19 protein-coding genes are annotated in these 19,549 nt (G+C 71.5%); 6 read left to right on the forward strand and 13 right to left on the reverse strand.

Annotation, left to right across the window (positions count from 1 at the left end; genetic code table 11):
- Window positions 1–15: 15 nt before the first annotated feature.
- On the reverse strand, window positions 16–1,122 hold the full coding sequence (locus ACGF3C_RS18485; RefSeq protein ID WP_357231766.1) for an FAD-dependent monooxygenase: 1,107 nt from the start codon (window positions 1,120–1,122) through the stop codon (window positions 16–18).
- A 299-nt stretch (window positions 1,123–1,421) separates the two neighbouring features.
- On the opposite strand from ACGF3C_RS18485, the gene ACGF3C_RS18490 reads away from it, so the two are divergent.
- Window positions 1,422–2,543 carry a cellulose binding domain-containing protein gene (locus tag ACGF3C_RS18490; protein ID WP_393223326.1) on the forward strand — a complete coding sequence of 374 codons (1,122 nt, stop codon included), beginning with the start codon at window positions 1,422–1,424 and terminating at the stop codon, window positions 2,541–2,543.
- 164 nt (window positions 2,544–2,707) lie between these two features.
- Here the strand turns inward: ACGF3C_RS18490 and ACGF3C_RS18495 are convergent, their stop codons facing one another.
- From ACGF3C_RS18495 to ACGF3C_RS18505, 3 genes are all read right to left on the reverse strand, one after another.
- Window positions 2,708–3,676, reverse strand: coding sequence for an N-acetylmuramoyl-L-alanine amidase (locus tag ACGF3C_RS18495; protein WP_357227216.1), 969 nt, complete (start codon window positions 3,674–3,676; stop codon window positions 2,708–2,710).
- On the reverse strand, window positions 3,676–3,828 hold the full coding sequence (locus tag ACGF3C_RS18500; RefSeq protein ID WP_238666485.1) for a hypothetical protein: 153 nt from the start codon (window positions 3,826–3,828) through the stop codon (window positions 3,676–3,678). Before ACGF3C_RS18500 ends, ACGF3C_RS18495 begins: the two co-directional genes overlap by 1 nt.
- Before the next feature lie 127 nt (window positions 3,829–3,955).
- Entirely contained in the window at window positions 3,956–4,744 is a 789-nt protein-coding gene (locus tag ACGF3C_RS18505; RefSeq protein ID WP_357227219.1) for an aldo/keto reductase, read from the reverse strand.
- A gap of 94 nt (window positions 4,745–4,838) precedes the next feature.
- Here ACGF3C_RS18505 and ACGF3C_RS18510 point away from each other — a divergent pair, with 94 nt between their 5' ends.
- Together ACGF3C_RS18510 and ACGF3C_RS18515 are read left to right on the forward strand one after the other, a co-directional pair.
- A complete protein-coding gene (locus tag ACGF3C_RS18510; RefSeq protein WP_393223331.1) occupies window positions 4,839–5,888 on the forward strand; it encodes a DNA polymerase ligase N-terminal domain-containing protein in 1,050 nt (349 codons plus the stop codon).
- Window positions 5,889–5,902: 14 nt separating this feature from the next.
- On the forward strand, window positions 5,903–7,093 hold the full coding sequence (locus ACGF3C_RS18515; protein WP_357194850.1) for a threonine synthase: 1,191 nt from the start codon (window positions 5,903–5,905) through the stop codon (window positions 7,091–7,093).
- Window positions 7,094–7,144: 51 nt separating this feature from the next.
- Here ACGF3C_RS18515 and ACGF3C_RS18520 read toward each other — a convergent pair whose 3' ends face one another.
- The 4 genes from ACGF3C_RS18520 to ACGF3C_RS18535 form a co-directional block, all read right to left on the reverse strand.
- Window positions 7,145–8,512 (reverse strand): pectate lyase, encoded by a 1,368-nt coding sequence (locus ACGF3C_RS18520; protein ID WP_357227228.1) that lies wholly within the window; start codon window positions 8,510–8,512, stop codon window positions 7,145–7,147.
- A gap of 259 nt (window positions 8,513–8,771) precedes the next feature.
- Window positions 8,772–10,571: a glycoside hydrolase family 15 protein gene (locus tag ACGF3C_RS18525; protein ID WP_357227231.1), complete on the reverse strand. Its 1,800-nt coding sequence runs from the start codon at window positions 10,569–10,571 to the stop codon at window positions 8,772–8,774.
- Between the two features lie 42 nt (window positions 10,572–10,613).
- On the reverse strand, window positions 10,614–11,006 hold the full coding sequence (locus ACGF3C_RS18530; protein WP_393223336.1) for a cupin domain-containing protein: 393 nt from the start codon (window positions 11,004–11,006) through the stop codon (window positions 10,614–10,616).
- Between the two features lie 243 nt (window positions 11,007–11,249).
- Entirely contained in the window at window positions 11,250–12,128 is an 879-nt protein-coding gene (locus ACGF3C_RS18535) for a sulfotransferase domain-containing protein (RefSeq protein WP_357227234.1), read from the reverse strand.
- Between the two features lie 91 nt (window positions 12,129–12,219).
- Here ACGF3C_RS18535 and ACGF3C_RS18540 point away from each other — a divergent pair, with 91 nt between their 5' ends.
- Window positions 12,220–13,290 carry a hypothetical protein gene (locus tag ACGF3C_RS18540; RefSeq protein ID WP_357227237.1) on the forward strand — a complete coding sequence of 357 codons (1,071 nt, stop codon included), beginning with the start codon at window positions 12,220–12,222 and terminating at the stop codon, window positions 13,288–13,290.
- Window positions 13,291–13,298: 8 nt separating this feature from the next.
- Here ACGF3C_RS18540 and ACGF3C_RS18545 read toward each other — a convergent pair whose 3' ends face one another.
- On the reverse strand, window positions 13,299–13,580 hold the full coding sequence (locus ACGF3C_RS18545; RefSeq protein WP_091393621.1) for an adhesin: 282 nt from the start codon (window positions 13,578–13,580) through the stop codon (window positions 13,299–13,301).
- 192 nt (window positions 13,581–13,772) lie between these two features.
- Window positions 13,773–14,846, reverse strand: a complete 1,074-nt coding sequence (locus ACGF3C_RS18550; protein WP_393223341.1) for an NAD(P)-binding domain-containing protein — start codon at window positions 14,844–14,846, stop codon at window positions 13,773–13,775.
- 109 nt (window positions 14,847–14,955) lie between these two features.
- On the opposite strand from ACGF3C_RS18550, the gene ACGF3C_RS18555 reads away from it, so the two are divergent.
- Together ACGF3C_RS18555 and dacB are read left to right on the forward strand one after the other, a co-directional pair.
- Window positions 14,956–15,672: an aquaporin gene (locus ACGF3C_RS18555; protein WP_357227241.1), complete on the forward strand. Its 717-nt coding sequence runs from the start codon at window positions 14,956–14,958 to the stop codon at window positions 15,670–15,672.
- A gap of 66 nt (window positions 15,673–15,738) precedes the next feature.
- Window positions 15,739–17,322 (forward strand): D-alanyl-D-alanine carboxypeptidase/D-alanyl-D-alanine-endopeptidase, encoded by a 1,584-nt coding sequence (gene dacB, locus ACGF3C_RS18560; protein WP_393223344.1) that lies wholly within the window; start codon window positions 15,739–15,741, stop codon window positions 17,320–17,322.
- A 46-nt stretch (window positions 17,323–17,368) separates the two neighbouring features.
- Here dacB and ACGF3C_RS18565 read toward each other — a convergent pair whose 3' ends face one another.
- The 3 genes from ACGF3C_RS18565 to ACGF3C_RS18575 form a co-directional block, all read right to left on the reverse strand.
- Window positions 17,369–17,698 carry a hypothetical protein gene (locus tag ACGF3C_RS18565; RefSeq protein WP_357194873.1) on the reverse strand — a complete coding sequence of 110 codons (330 nt, stop codon included), beginning with the start codon at window positions 17,696–17,698 and terminating at the stop codon, window positions 17,369–17,371.
- A gap of 115 nt (window positions 17,699–17,813) precedes the next feature.
- Window positions 17,814–18,746, reverse strand: coding sequence for a hypothetical protein (locus ACGF3C_RS18570; protein ID WP_393223348.1), 933 nt, complete (start codon window positions 18,744–18,746; stop codon window positions 17,814–17,816).
- 200 nt (window positions 18,747–18,946) lie between these two features.
- Window positions 18,947–19,540 carry a pentapeptide repeat-containing protein gene (locus ACGF3C_RS18575; RefSeq protein WP_112582257.1) on the reverse strand — a complete coding sequence of 198 codons (594 nt, stop codon included), beginning with the start codon at window positions 19,538–19,540 and terminating at the stop codon, window positions 18,947–18,949.
- Window positions 19,541–19,549: the final 9 nt, after the last annotated feature.

Genomic DNA, 19,549 nt, shown 5'->3' on the forward strand with positions numbered 1-19,549 from the left:
CGATCTACTACGGGCCTACAGCGGGCCGAGCAGGAGCCGGTAGTGCTCCCCGAAGATCCGGTCGCCGCGGCCGCGCAGCAGCGGGTCGCGCAGCGCCGGCGGGACGTCCCTGGTGCGGTTGCGGTCCCTGGTCCGGTCCCGCACCCATCGGGTACGCGGACGGCGACGACTCTCGTACGCCACCAGGGCCGCCTCCACGCTGTTGGCGGCGCGCAGCGACTCGGCCAGCACCACGGCGTCCTCCAGGGCCATTGCCGCACCCTGCGACAGCGTCGGCGCGGTGGCGTGCGCGGCGTCGCCGACCAGCAGGACTCGCCCCCGGTACCAGCGACCCAACTCCACCTCGTCGGTGATCCCGACGTGCACCTCGTCGAGGGCCGCCAGCACCTCGGGCACCGGGCCGCGGTACTCGGCGAAGAGGTCCCGCAGCCGGGCGAGGGGGTCGGCGGGTTCCTTGGTGCCGGCCTCGTCGGCGTAGATGTGCAGCCGTCCGGCACCGATCGGCACCATCAGGAACCCGGAGCGCTGGCCGAGCAGCGCGGTCCACTCGGTGACCGGTGGGCCGTCGCGCAGGAGGGCCCGGTAGACGACCTGCCCGACGGGGCGCGGCGGCCCACCGAGCGCGGCCAGCGCGCGGACCGAGGAGCGTGGCCCGTCGGCACCGATGACCAGGTCGTACTCCGTGGTGGTGCCGTCGGTGAAGGTGACGCCCACCGCGCCCGGGAGCAGCTCCAGGGTGCGGACCTCGGCGCCGTGCCGCACGGCGCCGCCGGCACCACTGAGCAGCACCCGGTGCAGGTCGGCCCGGGGCAGCGCCCGGCACTCGCCGACGCCGGCCCAGAGGGCGTCGAGGTCGACCTCGCAGAGTTGCGCGCCGGCGGCGTCGTAGAACCGCTGCCGGTGGATCACCTGCCCGACCGGCCGGACCGGGTCGTGCAGGTCGAGCCGGTGCAGCGCGCGGGCGGCGTTGCCGGGCAGGTAGAGACCGGTCTCGGTGGACTCCCCCGGTGGCAGCTTGTCGGTGACGTCGGGCCGGAAGCCCGCCAGGCGCAGCGCCCGGGCTACGGCCAGGCCGGCGATGCCCGCGCCGACGACGAGGATGCGCAGGGGGGAGCCACCCATGGTGGTGTACGCCTCCGGAGGGGGAGCGGCACGCGTTGGAGGCAACACGCTACTCGGAGCGATCGGCGCACACCAGGCCCAATCGGTCCGCTCCCCGCCGCTCGTCGGGGACCCGAGCCGCTTGGCTGGCCGTCCGTCGGCAGCCGTCCGGCGGGGCATGGCAATCCTCACAATTCACCAGTTCGACGCGGACGGTTGCGCACTAGTTTCAGACATGTAAATGTGTCGTTGAGCGTGGGAGCGCTCCCGCACCACCCCACCACATCCGGCGCCCGGCACGCGCCGAGTCGAGGAGTGTCATGAAACGTCAACTTCGGGCCCTGGCCGCCGCCGGGTTGCTGGTCGCCAGTTCACTGGTGGCCGTGGCCCTCGGCGGGAGCGCCTCCGCCGACACCCAGATCTGCGAACAGTACGGCTCGACGGTCATTCAGGGCCGCTACGTGGTGCAGAACAACCGCTGGGGCACCACCGCCCAGCAGTGCATCAACGCCACCAGCAACGGCTTCGAGATCACCACGCTGAACGGGAGCAGCCCCACCAACGGGGCGCCCACGGCGTACCCCTCGGTGTTCTTTGGTTGTCACTACACCAACTGCTCACCGGGAACGAACCTGCCGATCCAGGTGAGCCAGATCAGCAGCGCCACCAGCAGCATCTCCTACCGCTACGTCAGCGGCGCCACCTACAACGCGTCGTACGACATCTGGCTGGACCCGTCGCCCAAGCGGGACGGCGTGAACCAGATGGAGATCATGATCTGGCTCAACCGGCAGGGCCCGATCCAGCCCATCGGCTCGGTCGTCGGCACCACGAACCTGGCCGGCCGCACCTGGGAGGTCTGGCGGGGCAGCAACGGCTCAAACAACGTCATCTCCTACGTCGCGTCCTCGGCGATCTCCAGCCTGAACTTCAGCGTGCTGGACTTCATCAACGACACCCGTAACCGGGGCGCGATCACCAACTCCTGGTACCTGACCAGCATCCAGGCCGGCTTCGAGCCGTGGCAGGGCGGTGTCGGCCTCGCGGTGACCTCGTTCTCGGCCAACGTCAACGGTGGCGGCCAGCCGCCCACCAACCCGACGACCCCGCCGCCGAGCGGTGGCGCGAGCTGCGCGGTGAAGTACACGGCGAACTCGTGGAACAACGGCTTCACGGCCGACGTGCAGATCACCAACACCGGGTCCAGCGCGATCAACGGTTGGACGCTGAACTACAGCCTGCCCGGCGGGCAGACGGTCACCAACGCCTGGAACGCCACGGTGAGCCAGAGCGGGTCGACGGTGACCGCCCGCAACGTCGGCCACAACGGGTCGGTCGCACCGGGGGGCACGGCCAGCTTCGGCTACCAGGGCACCCTGAGCGGGGCCTACTCGTCCCCGACCAGTTTCTCGCTCAACGGGGCGACCTGCTCCCGCTCGTGAACTGATGGTGGGGGCGCGACCATGCGGTCGCGCCCCCACCATGCAGGAAATCCACTCGGCTTCCTTGAAGTCGGGGCATCCTCGCACGTGGGACACCCCGACTTCCGGGAAGTCGAGTCGATCGAGTCAGGGCCGGGCGGGTCAAGCCGCGGCGGGCGTCGGGGTCAGACGCGGGTGAGGCGGACGGCGTCGGCGACGATCAGACCGGTGGCGCTGCTCCACCGGCTCACCGCCACCCGGTTGGCGTCCCCGGCCGGCAGCGTGAACGTGCCGAGGGACCGCCACTGCCCGCCGGTGGCCCGCTGGTCGACGACGACCGTCCGGTTGCCGGTGGTCGTGGCGACGATGTACGGGGCGGCACCGTTGTATCCGGAGGTCGCCGGCCACCACGCGTCGACCCGGTAGTTGGCGGTGGCCGGGACGTTGAACTTGTACCAGGCGGCGTCACTGGCCGCGACCGGCTCCGCGTACCGGTAGTCGGCACCGTAGCGCTGCGCCGAGTACGTCGACACACCCCAGTTTGCGCTGGCGGTGAACCGGCCGGCGGTGGTGTTGTCCACGATGGAGGACCATGCCGGCGGGTTCCCGCCGGACATCTTCGCGGCCACGTCGGCGCGCATGACGTTCAGGTCGATGAACGACGGGTCGATCTTCCCGGAGGTGCTGGTCTCCCGGTGGCCCCGGGCGTAGCTGCTGTCCCGGCCGAGCCGGGTGAGCACGGCGGCCGTGGCGGCGAGCGACGCGTTGTACTGCGCGGCGGTCATCTCCTGGTTGACACCGTTGTAGTCGATCTCCCATCCGATCATCAGGGTGTTGCCGTCCCCGGCGGGGATCGGTCCGCTGCCGCCGCTGACCCCGGCGTGGTTGCACCGGCCGGCGGAGATGACGTGGAAGACACCGTTGTAGTCGACCAGCGCCTGACACAGCGGGCCCGGCAGGTCGGACCGGCCGTTGATGCAGATGCCGAGCGCCGGGTGCGGGTTGCTGGCGCTGGAGGTCGAGGCGGTGTGGTGCCAGAGCACTCCGATCGGGTCGAACGAGCCGGGCCGCATCCGGTTGAGCCAGTCCCCCTCGACCACGACCTGGACCCCGGCGGCGCGCAGCACGTCCACCAGCCAGGGGATCGTCGCCATCAGGCGTCCTGGAGCAGGTCGGCGAGGCATTCGGCCTTCGGCGCGGCACTCGCGGCGGCGGGTCGGGTGACCACGGTCAGCGCGGCGACCACCAGGGCCGGGATGCCGAGCACCCCACGACGGGGCAGACGGATGGACGGGGTTCTGGCCATGGCGATCCTCCAGCGACTGGGGGGGTACGAATGGATCGACGAACGTGATGACGGGACGCTATACCGTCACGTACGTCGATGTCGATACCCTTCATTTCCCGGTCACGTACTGAAGGAATTCGCCGACTCAGACCTCACCGAGCGCGTCGATGTCGCGCATCTCCTCCGCCGTGAGCGAGAAGTGGAAGACGTCGAAGTTCGCGGTGATCCGCTCCGGGGTCACCGACTTCGGGATCACCACGATCTCGTGGTCGATGTGCCACCGCAGCACCACCTGCGCCGGGGAGACGCCGTGCGCGCCGGCGATCCTGGTCAGCACCGGGTCACTGAGGTCGCTGGTCTTGAACGGGCTGTAGCCCTCCAGCACCACGCCGCGGTCCCGGTGCTCGGCGTGCCGCTGCCGGTCGTACAGCGACGGGCTCCACCGGATCTGGTTGACCGCCGGGTTCTCCTCGGTGGACTGGATCAGCTCGTCGATCTCCGAGGTGCTGTAGTTGCTGACACCGACCGCCCGGGCCAGGTTCTCGTCGCGGGCGGCGAGCATCTCGCGCCAGAGCGGGATGCTGTCCCCCGGCGACGACGGCGGCCAGTGGATCAGCCAGAGGTCCACGTGCTCGACGCCGAGCGCCTCCAGGCTGGCCTCCAGCGTCGCGCGCTCCCGGCCCACCCGGTCCGGCGGGAGCTTGGTGGTGATGAAGAGGTCCTCCCGACGCAGCCCGCTCTCCCGTACCGCCCGGCCGACCTCCCGCTCGTTGCCGTACACGGTGGCGGTGTCGAGGTGCCGGTAGCCGGTGTCGAGCGCGGCCAGCACGGCGTCGTAACCGGCCTGGCCGGTGGCCTGCCAGGTGCCGAAGCCGAGCAGGGGCATCCGCACGTCACCGGGGAGCAGGGCAGTGGGCTGGTCGGTGAGGTCCATGAGGTCCGTTCTACCCCGCCGCGCCCCCGACCGCCGAGTGAACCGGACACTCCGGCGTCCAGCGCACCGGTCCGCTTTGCCGGAGAATGCGGGTGTGACCGACCGGCTGGACGAGTACCGGCGACGGCGGGACGCGGCCCGTACACCCGAGCCGGTGCCGTCGGAGAGCCCGCCGTCGGCCGGCCCCGACGCCGACGCCGCCCGCTTCGTCATCCAGCAGCACCACGCCCGCAGCCTGCACTGGGACCTGCGCCTGGAGCACGAGGGGGTGCTCGCGTCCTGGGCGGTCCCGCGCGGTCTACCCCGCGATCCGGGTCACAACCACCTCGCCGTGCACACCGAGGACCACCCGATGGAGTACCTCGACTTCGCCGGTGAGATCCCCGCCGGTGAGTACGGCGGCGGCCGGATGCTCATTCACGACCGGGGCACCTACCGCTGCGAGAAGTGGCGCGACGACGAGGTGATCGTGACGCTCTCCGGTGAGCGGACCGCCGGCCGCTACGTCCTCTTCGCCACCGGGGGACGGGACTGGATGGTCCGCCGCACCGACCCCGCACCGCCGGGCTGGACGCCGATGCCGGATCTGGTCCGACCGATGCACGCCACGTCCGCCGCCCGGCTCCCCCGCGACCTCGCCGCCTGGGGGTACGAGCTGCGCTGGGACGGCGTGCGGGCGATGGCGTACGTCTCCGGCGGGCGACTGCGGCTGCTCTCCGAGACCGACGAGGAGATCACCGGCGGGTATCCGTGGCTGCGCGCGATGGCCGAGGCGCTCGCGCCGACCGAGGCGGTGCTCGACGGTGTGCTGGTCCGCATCGACGGTGCCGGGCGGGTCCGCCCGGTCCGGCCGGCCGCCGGCAGCCGGGTCCCCGCCGGCGCCCAGTACCTGATCGTCGACCTGCTCTGGTTGGAGGGCGTGAGCAGCGTCGACGTGCCGTACGCGCAACGCCGGGAGCTGCTCGATGGGCTGGTCTTGTCCGGTACGCACTGGCAGACTCCGCCGTGGTTCCCGGGCGCGGGCGACGAGGCCCTGCGTGCCGGGCGGGAACAGGGCCTGCCGGGCGTGGTCGCCAAGCGACTGGACTCGGTCTACCAGTCGGGGCGGCGCAGCCGGCACTGGCTGAGCATCGACGCGGTGTGACGGCGAGGAGCGACGTGTACCTGACTCACCTGGACTGCCCGCGCTGCGGCAAGGAACACGCCGCCGACCGGTTACAGAATCTCTGCGAGTGCGGGTCGCCGCTGCTGGCCCGCTACGACCTGCCGGCTGTGGCTACCGTGGTCACCCCGGAACACTTTCCGCTGCGCCCGGCCGACCTGTGGCGCTACCGGGAGCTGCTGCCGGTCGCCGACCCTCGGCACGTCACCACGCTGGGTGAGGGCTGGACGCCGCTGTTGCGGGCCCCGGCGTACGGCACCGAGATCGGCATCGCGGACCTGATGGTCAAGGACGAGGGGCTGATCCCGACCGGCTCGTTCAAGGCCCGGGGCGCGGCGGTCGGGGTGAGCCGGGCCCGTGAGCTGGGCGTCGAGCGGATCGCGATGCCCACCAACGGCAACGCCGGGTCGGCCTGGGCCACGTACGCCGCGCGGGCCGGAATGGGCGCGACGATCGTCATGCCGCTGGAGGCGCCGAGCATCTGCCGGCGCGAGTGCGTCGCCGCCGGTGCCGACCTGCGCCTGGTCGACGGGCTGATCGGCGACGCCGGTCGGCGGGTGGCCGAGCTGATCGCGGAGTCGAACGGAGCGATCTTCGACGCCGGCACGCTGCGTGAGCCCTACCGCCTGGAGGGCAAGAAGACGATGGGGTACGAGATCGTCGAGCAGCTCGGCTGGCAGACGCCGGACGTCATCATCTATCCGACCGGCGGTGGGGTGGGCCTGATCGGCATCCACAAGGCGCTGCACGAGCTGCGCGAGCTGGGCTGGATCGGCGACAAGCTGCCCCGGCTGGTGGCGGTGCAGTCCACCGGCTGCGCGCCGATCGTGCGGGCCTTCGCCGCCGGCGAGGATCGGGCCCAGCCGTGGACGGACGCGCACACCGTGGCGTTCGGCATCACGGTGCCGGCCCCGCTGGGCGACGAGCTGATCCTGGCGGCGCTGCGGGAGTCCTCCGGCACGGCGGTCGCCGTCGACGACGCGGACATCCTGGCCGATCTGCGGGACTTCGCCGCCCGGGAGGGGCTGCTGCTCTGCCCGGAGGGGGCGGCCTGCCTCACTGCGGCCAAGCAACTGCGCGCCGGCGGGTGGATCCGGGCGGGCGAGCGGGTGGTGGTGCTCAACACCGGTGCCGGGCTGAAGTATCCGGACACTGTCGACGTCTCCGGCGTACCCCTGATGGGGTGAGGTGACGGCGCCCCGCGGACCGGGCGGTGCGCGGGGCGCCGTCGTGCCGGTCTACTGGTAGGTGATGTCCGAGGGCGAGTAGAGGCAGTTGACGCCGTCGGCGCCCTCGCCGATCTCGGTCGGCTCGCTGCCCTTCGGTACGCCCTTGTACTTCACGCAGATCGAGGTCTCCCGGTCCGGGTCGCCGACGATGGTGATCCGGCTGAACCGGGCGGTGTCGCCCCAGTTGGTGTTGATGCCGGCGATCGCGTCGGTGTTCCGGACGATCACGTTGTCGATCACCACGTGCCGCTGGTACGACGTGGAGCAGTTGCCGCAGGCGCGGTAGAGCTTCCCGGCGTTCTCCACCCGGAAGTTCTTGATGTAGACGGTGCCCGAGCCGTTGTGCTGGAAGACCTTGTCGCTGGCGGAGCGGGCCCCGCCGCCGTCGACCGTGTACGTGGTGCCGCCGCGGAAGGTCGCCGCGTCCTCGCCGACGTCCTCCCACCAGACGTTGATCAGGGTGCAGTTGCCCTCGCAGTGCACGCCGTCGCCGGCCGGAGCACCGATGATCACGTTGCGCAGAGTGGCGCCGGCGGCCAGCTCGAACATCGGGTCCTGACTCTCGCTCTGCCCGCCGTCACCGATGCCGTAGTAGCGCTTGAGCCCACCGTCGAACGAGCCGGAGACCGGGATCGTGGCGTCCACCTTCTGACTGCCGGTGGGCGTCGGCCAGCCCGCCGGCGGAGGGGTGGTGGTCGGCGGCGGCGTGGTGGGTGGCGGAGTGGTCGTCGGTGGCGGGGTGGTCGGGGTGCCGCCGCCGGACGAGTCGACAAGCACGTCGTCGAAGCCGCCACTGGCGTACGCGGTGACCAGGCCGATCCGGCCCGCACCGGCCAGGCTGTTGCTGCCGGACGCGATCTGGGTGCCGTTGACGAAGCCGCGGATGGTGCTGCCGCTGGTCTCGATGCGCAGCGTGTACCAGGTGCCGGTGCCGATGCCCAGCGCGGCGGAACCGATCGCCGTGACGGAGCTTCCGTTCACCGCCTGGAGTTCGGCACGGCCGGAGCCGAGCAGGGCCAGCCGGTACATCTTGGTGCTGCTGGTGGAGCGGGCGGCGAGCCCGACCAGGGCGCTGGACGAGCCGAAGCTCGTCGGCCTGACCCGGGCCTGCACGGAGTAGTTGCTCCAGCTGCTCTGGCCGGCGAACTGGCGGGCCAGCTCGCTACCGGCGTTGGACTGGTTGAGCACGCCCGAGCCGTCGACGGTCCAGGTGCCGCCGGACTTGGACCAGCCGGAGGTGTCGCCGTCGGTGAAGTCGTCGCTGAAGACGGTGGCCGCGAAGGCCGAGGTCATGCCGGCGGCGAGGGCTGCCGCGGTCACCCCGGCGCCCACCGCCAGCAGGAGTGGTCGGCGGCCGGAGAGTCGTCTTTTCTGCACAGGTGTCCTCCTTGACGCATGTGGTGGTGATCCCTCGGCGGCCGTACCGAGACGTGTTCGCACGGCATGCCGCGTTGAACGGGATCGGTGTGCGCCCCCGTCGGACGCCCGGATCCGAAGCGGGGTGAAGCGGGATCAATAGCCCTGGGAAAGGGCTTTCCCACTCCATCGAGGCTAGGACTGTCCAACCATCAGCGTCAATGCCTGGCGCTTGCAGGTCTGTTGCAGGATTCCGGCCCTGACGGAAACGCCCACCGGATCAGTAGCTCTCCGGCTCGGTGATCCGCCAGGCCGCGTTGATCAGCCCGATGTGCGAGAGCGCCTGTGGCATGTTGCCCAGCTGCATGCCGGTGGCGAGGTCGATCTGCTCGCTGAACAGTCCCACGTCGTTGGAGTACCCGACGACCCGCTCGAAGAGCGCCTCGGCGCGCTTCGGCTCACCCGTCATCACCAGGCACTCCACCAGCCAGAACGAGCACAGCAGGAATCCGGCCGGGTCGGACGTCCAGCGCCGCAGCAGGCCGTCCTCGGTGCCCAGCTCACGCTCGACCATCGCGATCGTCGAGCGCATCCGCGGGTCGGTGGCCGGCAGGAAGTGCGTGACCGGCAGGGCGAGCACCGAGGCGTCCAGCTCCGGCGATCCGAACGCGCCGGTGAACGCGCCGATCCGCTCGTTCCACCCCTCGCGCAGCACTGTGTCGCTGATCTCGTCGCGTACCCGCGCCCACCGACGGGGGTCGGCCCGATCACCGAGCCGGTCGGCGAGCCCCACCGCCCGGTCCATGGTCAACCAGCAGGACACCTTGGACGAGACGTAGTGGCGCTCCTCGTCGCGGGTCTCCCAGATGCCCCGGTCCGGCAGGTGCCACGTCGTGGCCACCTGCTCGGTCAGCCCGAGCACCATCTCCCGAAGCTCGTCCTCGAACCGTGTGCCCAGGTAGTCGCGCAGCCGCCACACCGCCGACATCACCTCACCCGGCACGTCGAGCTGCCGCTGCCGCCAGGCGTCGTTGCCGACCCGCACGGGTCGACTGTCGCGGTAGCCGCGCAGGTGGTTGCAGTGGTGCTCGGAGAGGTCGCGCTCCCCCTCCAGCCCGAAGAGCACCGGCACGGGCTCGTCGCCGAACCGGCCGATCGAGCGGGTCGCCCAGTTGAACAGCCGGGACGTCTCGTCGGGGCAGGCGGCCACCCAGAGAGCCCGCATGGTCAACGAGAAGTCCCGCAACCAGGAGTAGCGGTAGTCGTAGTTCCGGTCGCCGCCGATCCGCTCCGGCAACGACGAGGTCAACGCGGCGGCGACAGCGCCACTGCGGGCGTACGTGAGGCCGGTCAGGACCGTCGCGCTGTGCGTGACGAGTTCGGGGTAGCGACCGGAATAGGTGTGCGTCTCCCGGAACGCCCGCCACGCCTGCGTCGTCTCGGCAAGGGTGGTCAGCGGGTCCACCCGGGCCGGCGGGTCGCCGTACGCCTCACCGAACGCGAGGTCCATCCCGATCACCTGACCGGCGGATACCTCGAACTCGTGGGTCACCCGGTCGGTGCCCGCCCGCAGGTGCAGGCCTCCGGCGCGCAACATCAGCACCACCGGGCCGGCACCGGCCAGCACCCCACCGTCCGGCTGCTCGTGCAGGTACGGCGTGAGCAGGCCGTACTCCGGGCGGGGCGCGAAGTCCAACGCCATGCGTACCCGCCCGGAGAGCCCCTGAACGACCCGGACCAGCACGGCGGGTGAGTTCTTGCCCAGCTCGTGGGCGCGGGCACCGACCTCGGCGGCCAGCGCGTCGGTGACCGCCACGCTGCCGTGCGGGGTGTGGTGCACCGTCCGCAGCACCAACGTGTCCGGCAGGTACGCGCGCTCCACGCGGTGACCCGGGCCGCCGACCCCTACCGGCGCCAGCCGGAAGTGGCCGGCTCCCGGGTCGAGCAACCGCGCGAACACGGACGACCCGTCGAACCGGTGCGGGCACCACCAGTCGATCGAGCCGTCCTTGCCGACCAGGGCACCCGAACGAGAGTCCGACAGAAACCCGTAGTCGGAGATCTGCGGCTGCTGCTCCACCCGCCGGGGGTACCCGCATCGGCCCGGATCAGGCCGGACGGATCACTCGGTCGGCGGCTCGTCCTCGCCCGCCGCCTCGGCCGCGTCGGCCTCTTCCTTGGTCTTGTGCACGGCCTTGTCGGCGTGCTCCGGCGGCCCGTACACCGTGTAGAGCACCAGCGGGTTGGGACCGGTGTTGACGAAGTTGTGCTTGGTGCCCGCCGGCACCACGACCAGGTCGCCCGCGACGACCTTCCGCTTCGCGCTGGCGACCCGCGCCTCGCCGACGCCACTCACGAAGGTGAGGATCTGGTCGATGTCCTCGTGCACCTCCTCGCCGATCTCCCCATCGGCGGGGATGGTCATGATGACCAACTGGGTGTGCTCACCGGTCCACAGCACTCGCCGGAAATCCGGGCTCTGCTCGGCGACAGTCGCGATAGTGAAATGCTCCATGCCCACGCTCATACCCCGTCCGACGGTGCGCCACGCCGGGACTCACGAATGGTGGAATTCCTGACGCTGGGCGGGTTTGGATCCGCACGGACCGGGGATCGAGGAGCGGACCGGCGCGAACGGCCGGTCGAGCCAGGTCCCCGCCGACGTACCGCCGAACGGCTGCGGTGGTGGGAGACGGCCAGAGCGCGGCGACGTTCCGATCACGGAGCGGCGCCGCGCGCTCTTGTGTGCGTGGCGGACCTAGCGGTGCAGCCAGGTGAGCAGGTCGGGTGGGGCCAGCCCCGCGACCCGTCGCCGGTAGCGGACGAGGCCGGCCTCGTTCAGGAGATCGCGCCCCTGACCTGAGCCGCCACGGCGAAAGAACGCCTGCCGGTCGCGCAGCACGCCGAGCGTGTCCGGTGCGAGCCGGTCGGCCCGCTCCCGCATGCGACCGAAGGTGGCCGCCTCCACCAGCTCCGGCCCCGGGCTCGGGAGTTCCCACCGGTCGGCGAGCCGGCGCATCTCCCCGCCCAGATCGGCCAGCAGGTCGTCGTAGTGCACAAGCTCGACGTTCGGCTCGTTCCGGCGGGCCCACGCGTCGCTGAGGTGCATCAGCACTCCGGGCAGCGAATCCAGCGCGGCGCGAGGGTCCGCCTCCCGGTCGACCCAGCTCGGCAACCACTCCCGTACCGAGGGCCGCTCGGGGGGCGGCCCGGCCGGGACGGGTAGGCCGGTCAGCTCGGCGATGCGCGCCCGGTCCAGGTTCGCGCCCTGGTGGTAGAGGGAGACCGCCATGTCCAGCGGGTGCCGGGCCACCACCACGTAGTGCGCCCGAGGGTCGAGCGGCACCCCGTCCAGCGGGGTGTGCGTCTTGATGAACCGCCGGTGTGGCTGGGCGGCCAGCCGGTCGTACACGGTGGCCTGCGGCTCGCCCAACCAGTCCAGCCACGGCGAGAGCTCTGTCAGCGGCGCAGGCAACTCCGGGGTACGGAGCACCAGGAGCGCACAGATCATCTGCATCCAGGTGGTGCCGCTCTTGGAGCGGGTGCTGATCACGATGTCACCGTCGCGGAACGGGAACCCGCCCCACCGCGCGCTGTCCTCTTCGTCGGATTGGTAGCGGTGAATTGGCGTGGGCATCGGTGGATGGTAGTCGCCGAACCGACAGTCGAGCAGCCGAATTCCGGCTTACATTCCTGGGGCATGTCCGTATGCCTGGCTAGATTGAAGTATGGTGCCCGCCCACGGGGGCCGGGCGGCGGCACCGGTCTACCGCCCCATCCTCGCCAACCGACGGGGCGAGCTTGAGGCCCTGAGCCACCTCGATCCCGCGTACGCCGCACTGGTCGCCCCGATCCTGGAGATCGGCGCGGTCAGTCCGTCCACGATGGACGCCATTCGCCGGATGCCGCCCGGGCTGCTGCCCGCCGTCGACGTCAGCGCACTGCCCGACATCCCCGAGGCGGAGCTGACCCGTTGGGGCGTACCGGTGGTGCCGGTGATCGGGCTCTCCGAGAACGACCACCGGCTGGTCGCGCACGGCGCGGCGGCGCGGGCGTACGGCCGGCGCGCGCTCATCCGGCTACGGGCCGGTCGGGACCGGGCCGGGCCGGACGCGAGCACCACGGCGGTGGAACGGATCTGGCGGTTCACCGGCCTCGCCCCGGAAGAGTGCGACCTGCTGGTGGACGCGGGGGACGTCTGCTGCCCGGCGGATGTGCGGACCGCCGAGCCCCGGGTACGCCACCTGCTGGACTGGGCACGCCGACACGCCTGGCGGTCGGTGACGGTGGCGGCGGGCGGTATGCCTCCGACGCTGTCCCGGTTGCCCACCGACGAGCCTGTCCAACTGGACCGTTGGGACTGGCGACTGTGGCGGCGGCTGGCCGACGCCGGGGTCGACTACGGCGACTACGGCGTCCACCCGGCCGGACCGGGCGCGGATGACACTGCCGACCGGTTGCCGACCGTGCGCTACACCGACGACGGCAGCTGGTGGGTCTACCGCTGGGCGCGACGCGGCGGCCGGGGCGACGACCGCTTCGCCGACCTGTGCCGCACGCTGGTGTCGGCACCGCACTGGCCGACCACCGGTGCGGCCTTCTCCTGGGGTGACCATGAGCTGCTGCGCCGGGCCCGCCGGGGCGCCGGGGCCGGCTCGACCGCCAACTGGGCGGCGTGGAGCACCTCGCACCACCTGGCGCACGTGCTCGCCACGCTGTCGCAACCGGCCGGCGACGGCGCGCCGCGGTGGCACCCCGGCCAGGGGCCACCACCGCAGCGGGGACGATCGCTGCGCTGAGGCCGGGTCTACTGCTTCTCGGTGAAGCCGAACTGGATGATGCCCTCGTCGTCGACCGTCGCGTCCACCGACGCGTCCCCGAGCAGCTCGGCGGCGTCCTCGTCCAGGAAGATCCGGGCGCCCTGGTTGTCGACCACCCGGTCGCCCTGTACCGGTTCGGGCACCAGCTCGACGGTGAGCGAGCCCGCCTCGGTGTCGGCGGCGATACGCACACCGCCGTCCTGGGCGACGTCCTGTTGGTTGGCGAGGTCACGGATGACGAGCACGGCGTTGTCGGTCATGGTGAGCATTGACGGAACTCCTCGTGAATTGTCGGCTCGCGGTCGGATACCGCGCGGACCGGACAGTCGGTCCGCGTACGAGCACACGTGGGAGGCGACAGAGGGGCGAACGGTCATCGCCGTCGCATCGAATCGGGGCAGCTGACGGCCCCGTCACTCCCACCGTGCCCGCTGGCCGACCATCCGTCAAATAGAGCCAGGTCAGTGGAGAGCGGCGGCCGGCGCCAGCCAGGCGCGAATCTCGTTGACCGCCGCGCGGCCGGCCCGGTTGGCCCCGATCGTGCTGGCCGAGGGGCCGTACCCGACCAGGTGAACCCGAGCGTCGGCGACCACCCGGGTGCCGTCCATGGTGATACCGCCGCCGGGCGCGCGCAGCCCCAGCGGGGCGAGATGGTCGATGGCAGCCCGGAAGCCGGTGCACCAGAGGATCACGTCCGCCGGCACGAGCCGCCCGTCCGTCCAGGCCACCCCGTCGGGCGTGATCCGGTCGAACATGGGTAGCCGGTCGAGGACGCCGCGCTCGCGCAGTCGGCGTACCTCCGGGGTGACCGGAAGCCCGGTCACGCCCACCACACTTCCCGGTGGCCGACCGGAGCGGACCACCCGGTCCACCAGAGCCACAGCGGCGCGACCCAGTTCCGGGCCGAACTCCTCGTCGTTGAAGGTCGGCGGCCGGCGGGTCACCCAGGTGGTGGCCGCCGCGACTGTGGAGACCTCGCCGAGCAGCTGCACGGCCGAGGTGCCGCCGCCGACCACCACCACGCGCAGGCCGGTGAACTCGGCGGGCCCCCGGTAGTCGGCGGTGTGCAACTGGCGTCCCCGGAACGTCGACCGGCCCGGGTAGTGCGGCCAGAACGGTCGCGTCCAGGTGCCGGTGGCGTTGATCAGGGCACGGGCGGTCCAGGTGCCCCGGTCGGTGCGCACGTCCAGTCGTCCGTCCGGGCGGGAGTGCACCCCCCGGACCCGCACCGGCCGCCGGACCGGCAGGTCGAAGGCCCTCTCGTACGCGGCGAAGTAGGCGCTGACCTGCTCGGAAGCCGGGCGCTGCGGCTCGGTGGGCGGGAACGGCAGCCCGGGCAGGTCATGGAAGCCGTGCACGCGGTCGAAGACCAGCGTCGGCCAGCGGTGCTGCCAGGCGCCGCCGGGCCCGTTGTCGGCGTCGAGGATGACGAAGCCGCTGCCGGGCGCGAAGCCGGTGCGGTGCAGGTGGTAGCCGGCGCTCAGGCCGGCCTGCCCGGCACCGATCACCACGACGTCCGCGGAGTGGGTGTCCACGTGGGCTACAACGCGCGGGACGTCACCGCTGTGCCCGTCCTCGACCGTCGCGCCGGTCACAGACCGCCATTCCGGCTTCGACCACCTGAGCTGCACTTACGCTGAGTGAATGAGCGACTTCCGTCGGTACGCGGCCGAATTCCTCGGCACCCTTCTGCTGGTGTTCTTCGGGGTGGGCAGCGCGGTCGCCGCCCGGGTCCAGGGCGGTGTGGTGGTGGTGGCGCTGGCCTTCGGGTTCGTGATGGTGGCCCTCGTCTACACGATCGGCCCCCTCTCGGGCAGCCACGTCAACCCAGCGGTGACGCTCGGTGTGCTGCTCTCCGGCAAGATCTCGGTACTCGGGGCGGTCGCGTACTGGATCGCGCAGTTCGTCGGCGCGACAGTCGCCGCCTTCGTGCTCTGGGCGCTCACCCGTTGGGGTGACGTCGCGGACCAGACCGGGGCCCTGGGCACCAACGGTTACGGCGCGCACATCAACCGGGGCGGGGCAGCCGTGCTGGAAGTCGTGCTGACCTTCCTCTTCGTGCTGGTCGTGCTGGTGGTGACCAGTCGGAGTGAGAATCCGGGCACCGCCGGGCTGGCCATCGGCCTGGCCCTGGCCGTTACCCAACTGGTGGGCGTGACGCTGACCGGAGCTGCGGTCAACCCGGCCCGCGCGTTCGGGCCGGCGGTCTTCGAGGGCGGCGTGGCGTTGCGGCAGCTCTGGGTGTTCATCGTCTTCCCGCTGCTCGGTGGGGCGCTCGCCGCGCTCGTCGCACCACTGGTCATGGGCGCGCAGCGGCACTACTGGGGTGGCCACGAGAAGACGGTCGGCAGGCCGAAATGACCTGGACGGCAATAACTTTCGCCTGAGGGCCTTTTCTGGCGAATATCTCCGTGACAGCATCAGCGGATGCATCGTCGTCACTTTCCCCGGGCCCTCGCGCTGCTCGCGCTGGTCGCCACCGCGGCCACCGCCGCCGCGCCCGGTGCCACAGCCGAATCGCCCACCCCCGCGACGACCCGCCTGCACGACACCATCGACACGATCCTCGCCGACACCCGGCTGGCCGGCGCGCAGGCGTCGGTGGTCGTCGTCGACACCAGCACGGGCCAGACGCTCTACGACCGCAACGGCGACCGCCGGCTGGTCCCGGCGTCCAACACCAAGCTGCTGACCTCGACCGCGGCCCTTGAACTGCTCGGCCCGGGGCACCGCTTCGGCACCGACGTACTCACCAGCGGCAAGCGCCGTGCGGCCCTGCTCTCCGGCAACCTCTACCTGCGCGGTGGGGGCGACCCGACAATGCTCGCCGCCGACTACGACGCGCTCGCCGCGCGGGTCGCCGCCGACGGCGTGCGGGTGGTCACCGGAAACCTGGTCGCCGACGACACCCGCTACGACAACACCCGACTCGGCCCCGACTGGACCTGGGACGACGAGCCCTACTACTACGCCGCGCAGGTCTCCGCGCTCACCGTCGCCCCGGACACCGACTACGACGCGGGCACCGTGATCGTGCACGCCGCACCAGCCGACCGGGCCGGTGCCCCGCCGGTGGTCACCACCACCCCCGCAACCGGGTACGTCACTGTCGACAACCGCGCCCAGACGGTCAGCGACGGCGAGACCTCGATCTCGATCGAGCGCGAGCACGGCGGCAACACCGTCGTGGTGACCGGTCAGATCGCCGTCGGCGACGAGCCCGCCAGCGACTGGGTCACCGTCTGGGAACCCACCGGCTACGCGGCCGACGTGTTCCGGTCGGCGCTGCACCGACACGGCGTCCGGGTGCTCGGCCGGACCGTGCTCGGCCAGCCCACCCCGGAGACGGCCCACCCGGTGGCGCGCCACGACTCGATGAGCCTGGGCGATCTGATGACGCCATTCCTGAAGCTGTCCAACAACGGGCACGCCGAGGTGTTGACCAAGGAGATCGGTCGGGTGCTCTCCGGCTCCGGCACCTGGACGGCCGGTCTCACCGCGATCAGCGAGTACGTCGCCGACACCGGAATGGACACCGGAAGGCTGCGCCAGCGTGACGGCTCGGGATTGTCCCGGCGCAACCTGATCCCGGCGGCCGAGTTCGTCGACCTGCTGAGCGCCGTCCGCGCCGAACCGTGGTTCGCGACCTGGTACGCGGCGCTGCCCATCGCCGGTCAGCCGGAGCGGTTCGTCGGCGGCACTCTGCGCAGCCGGATGGCCGGCACGCCGGCTGCGGGCAACGTGCACGCCAAGACCGGCAGCCTGACCGGTGTCTCCGGGCTCTCCGGCTACGTGACCAGCGCCGATGGGCGACTGCTGGCGTTCTCCATCCTGCTCAACAACTACCTGACGGCGTCGGTGAAGTCGCTTGAGGACCAGATCGCCGTGGCGCTTGCCGGCTTCCGCGAGGGTGGTGCGTCGACGGCACGGGTGGCCCCGCCGGCGGTGCCGGAGACGCCGCGTACCCCGGAGGGCGTCGAGTGTTCCTGGGTCAAACCGATCACCTGCTGAACGATGGGCCGGGAGGCGCTTCCGCGCCTCCCGGCCCGGCGAGCGCTCAGGCCGGACGGTCCGGTGGGGGGACCACCGCCGTCGGGTCACCGCGTTCGATGAGCGCGGCGATCTCGGCGGCCCGCAGCCCGCGCAGCGCCAGCACCCGGGTGCCCCAGCGGTGCAGGCGGCACGGGTGCGGGCTGGCGTCGTTACGGCAGACCACGCCCCCGGACCACCGTCGGGGGGCGTGCACCACCACCGCCCGTACGGCGAACTGGGTGTCCTCGCCCGTCACGTACGGCGGCAGGGGGATGTCGCGAAGAACCTCCCCGGACGCTTCACCGGTGCCGGACGAAGCGGCACGACGGACGCGGTGGGTCGTGCTGCTGCTCATCGGCTGCCTCCACACTGGATGGTCGGATGGGGACAGCAGAAAGTTACGACGCGTTCGACAGTCCGCGACGGACAAACTGTCCCGCTGGCCGACCGCACAGCGATCAGTCAGTCAGTCAACGCACCGTCACGGCCTGGAGGCCGACGTTGCCGCAGTGCTGCGTGAAGACCTTCTCGACGGTCCAGTTCAACAGCAGCCGGGCACCCTTCGGCAGAGTGAAGCGGATCGTGAACTGGGCGCTCTGACTGGTGTACGGGTCTTCCAGTCGGGCGATGCTGGCGGGCCCGCCGGTGGACAGCCGCGCTTCCAGTCGCCCCCGCGCCATCCAGGTGCCACCGTAGAGCTGGACCGTGCGCGGCTCACCACTGCCGGCGACGGCGAGGCTGAACCCGTTCCCGGCACCGCAGGCGTAGACGCCGTTGGAGCTGCCGTCCGTCGACCGCTCCGGCGTGCCGTCGGCCCAGCGCACGTACTCCTGGTTGCCGTCCCAACCGACCCGCCGGCCCGGGCCACCCCCGTCGATGATCTCGCCGGAGCCGGAACGCTTGCGGTTCGTCGACCTGCCGCCGCGCTCCCCCCAGTGCACCCAGTCCCGGGCGCCCACGGCGGTGAGGTCGACGATGGCGGGCATCTCGCCCCGGCTCACCGTCAGCGCCGGCGAACCGGGCTTCGGCGGTGGCGGGGCGGGCGCGCTGGCCGACGGCGTCGGGTCCGGCGAGGGTGGGCGCTGGCGCGGACGCAGGCCGGGCGTCGCCGGACCCGCCTCGCCGGTGCGCCCCTCGGCGGCCGGGAAACCAGTGGAACGGGCGGAAACGCCGCCCGGACCCGCCTGGTCGTCGTCCGGCGCCGGACCGGACCGGGTGGCGAGATACGAGATCAACACCACCAGGCAGACGAGTACGGCCGCTCCCTCCACCGCCCAGCGCCGCCGCTGTCGGGCGCGGCGCAACACACTGCGGGTCTTCCCGGCGGTAATGGCACGCGGACGGTGCTTCGACGGCGTGTCGCCAGCCCTCGAACCAGCCCGCGTGCGGTCTTCGTCCGCCACCGACCCCTCCAACTCCGCCGCCCGGCCGTTTTGGACCGCCGAGGACCACACCAACCACTGTGGGCAGTTTCACGTTTACCCGGGGCGTGGACGACACGCTAGATCCGGACTGCCGGACGTGTCCAGCCCACAATGGGACGCTGCCGGACAACCCGGCCGCCCCGGACGGACACCTGGGCAGACCAGAAGCCCTTTCCGGGTCAGCCGATCCGGAAGCCGAGCAGTTGCGCGACGACCACTGCCTGCTCGACGTCGATCACGGCACCGGCCCGTTCGACGACCGTCGGGTCCAGCGCGGTGAGATCGCTGCCCCGCAGGTCGGCGCCACCGAGCCGGACGTTGGTCAGCTGCGCCCCGGAAAGATCGACACCGGTGACCGTAGCACCGGTGAGGTTGGCCCTGGTGAGGTCCACCTCGCGCATGCGCACCCCGGTCAGCCGGACGCCACGCAGGTCGGCGCCGGGCAACGCGACGAAGGACCAGTCACCGCCGTCCACCGTCAAGGGACGCAGATCGCACTCGCTGAAGGTGCTGCCGACCAGCTTGCAGCCGGTGAACTCGGCCTCGAAGAAATTGCACCGCCGGAACACGCAACGGGTGAAGGCGGAGTCGACATGTCGGGAGGCGTTGAACGCCACGTTGCCGAACGTGCACCCGGTGAAGACCGCACCCCTGCTCACCGCCTCGGTCAGGTCCACCCCGAAGAACTCGCAACCCACGAAGTGCCGGTCGGTCAGCTCCTCGCCGTACCAGTCCTCGTTGCGGAACGTCACGTCCTCGGTCAACTCCGGCATCCGGCCAGG

It is taken from the genome of Micromonospora sp. NPDC047762, assembly GCF_043204655.1.
GTDB lineage: Bacteria > Actinomycetota > Actinomycetes > Mycobacteriales > Micromonosporaceae > Micromonospora.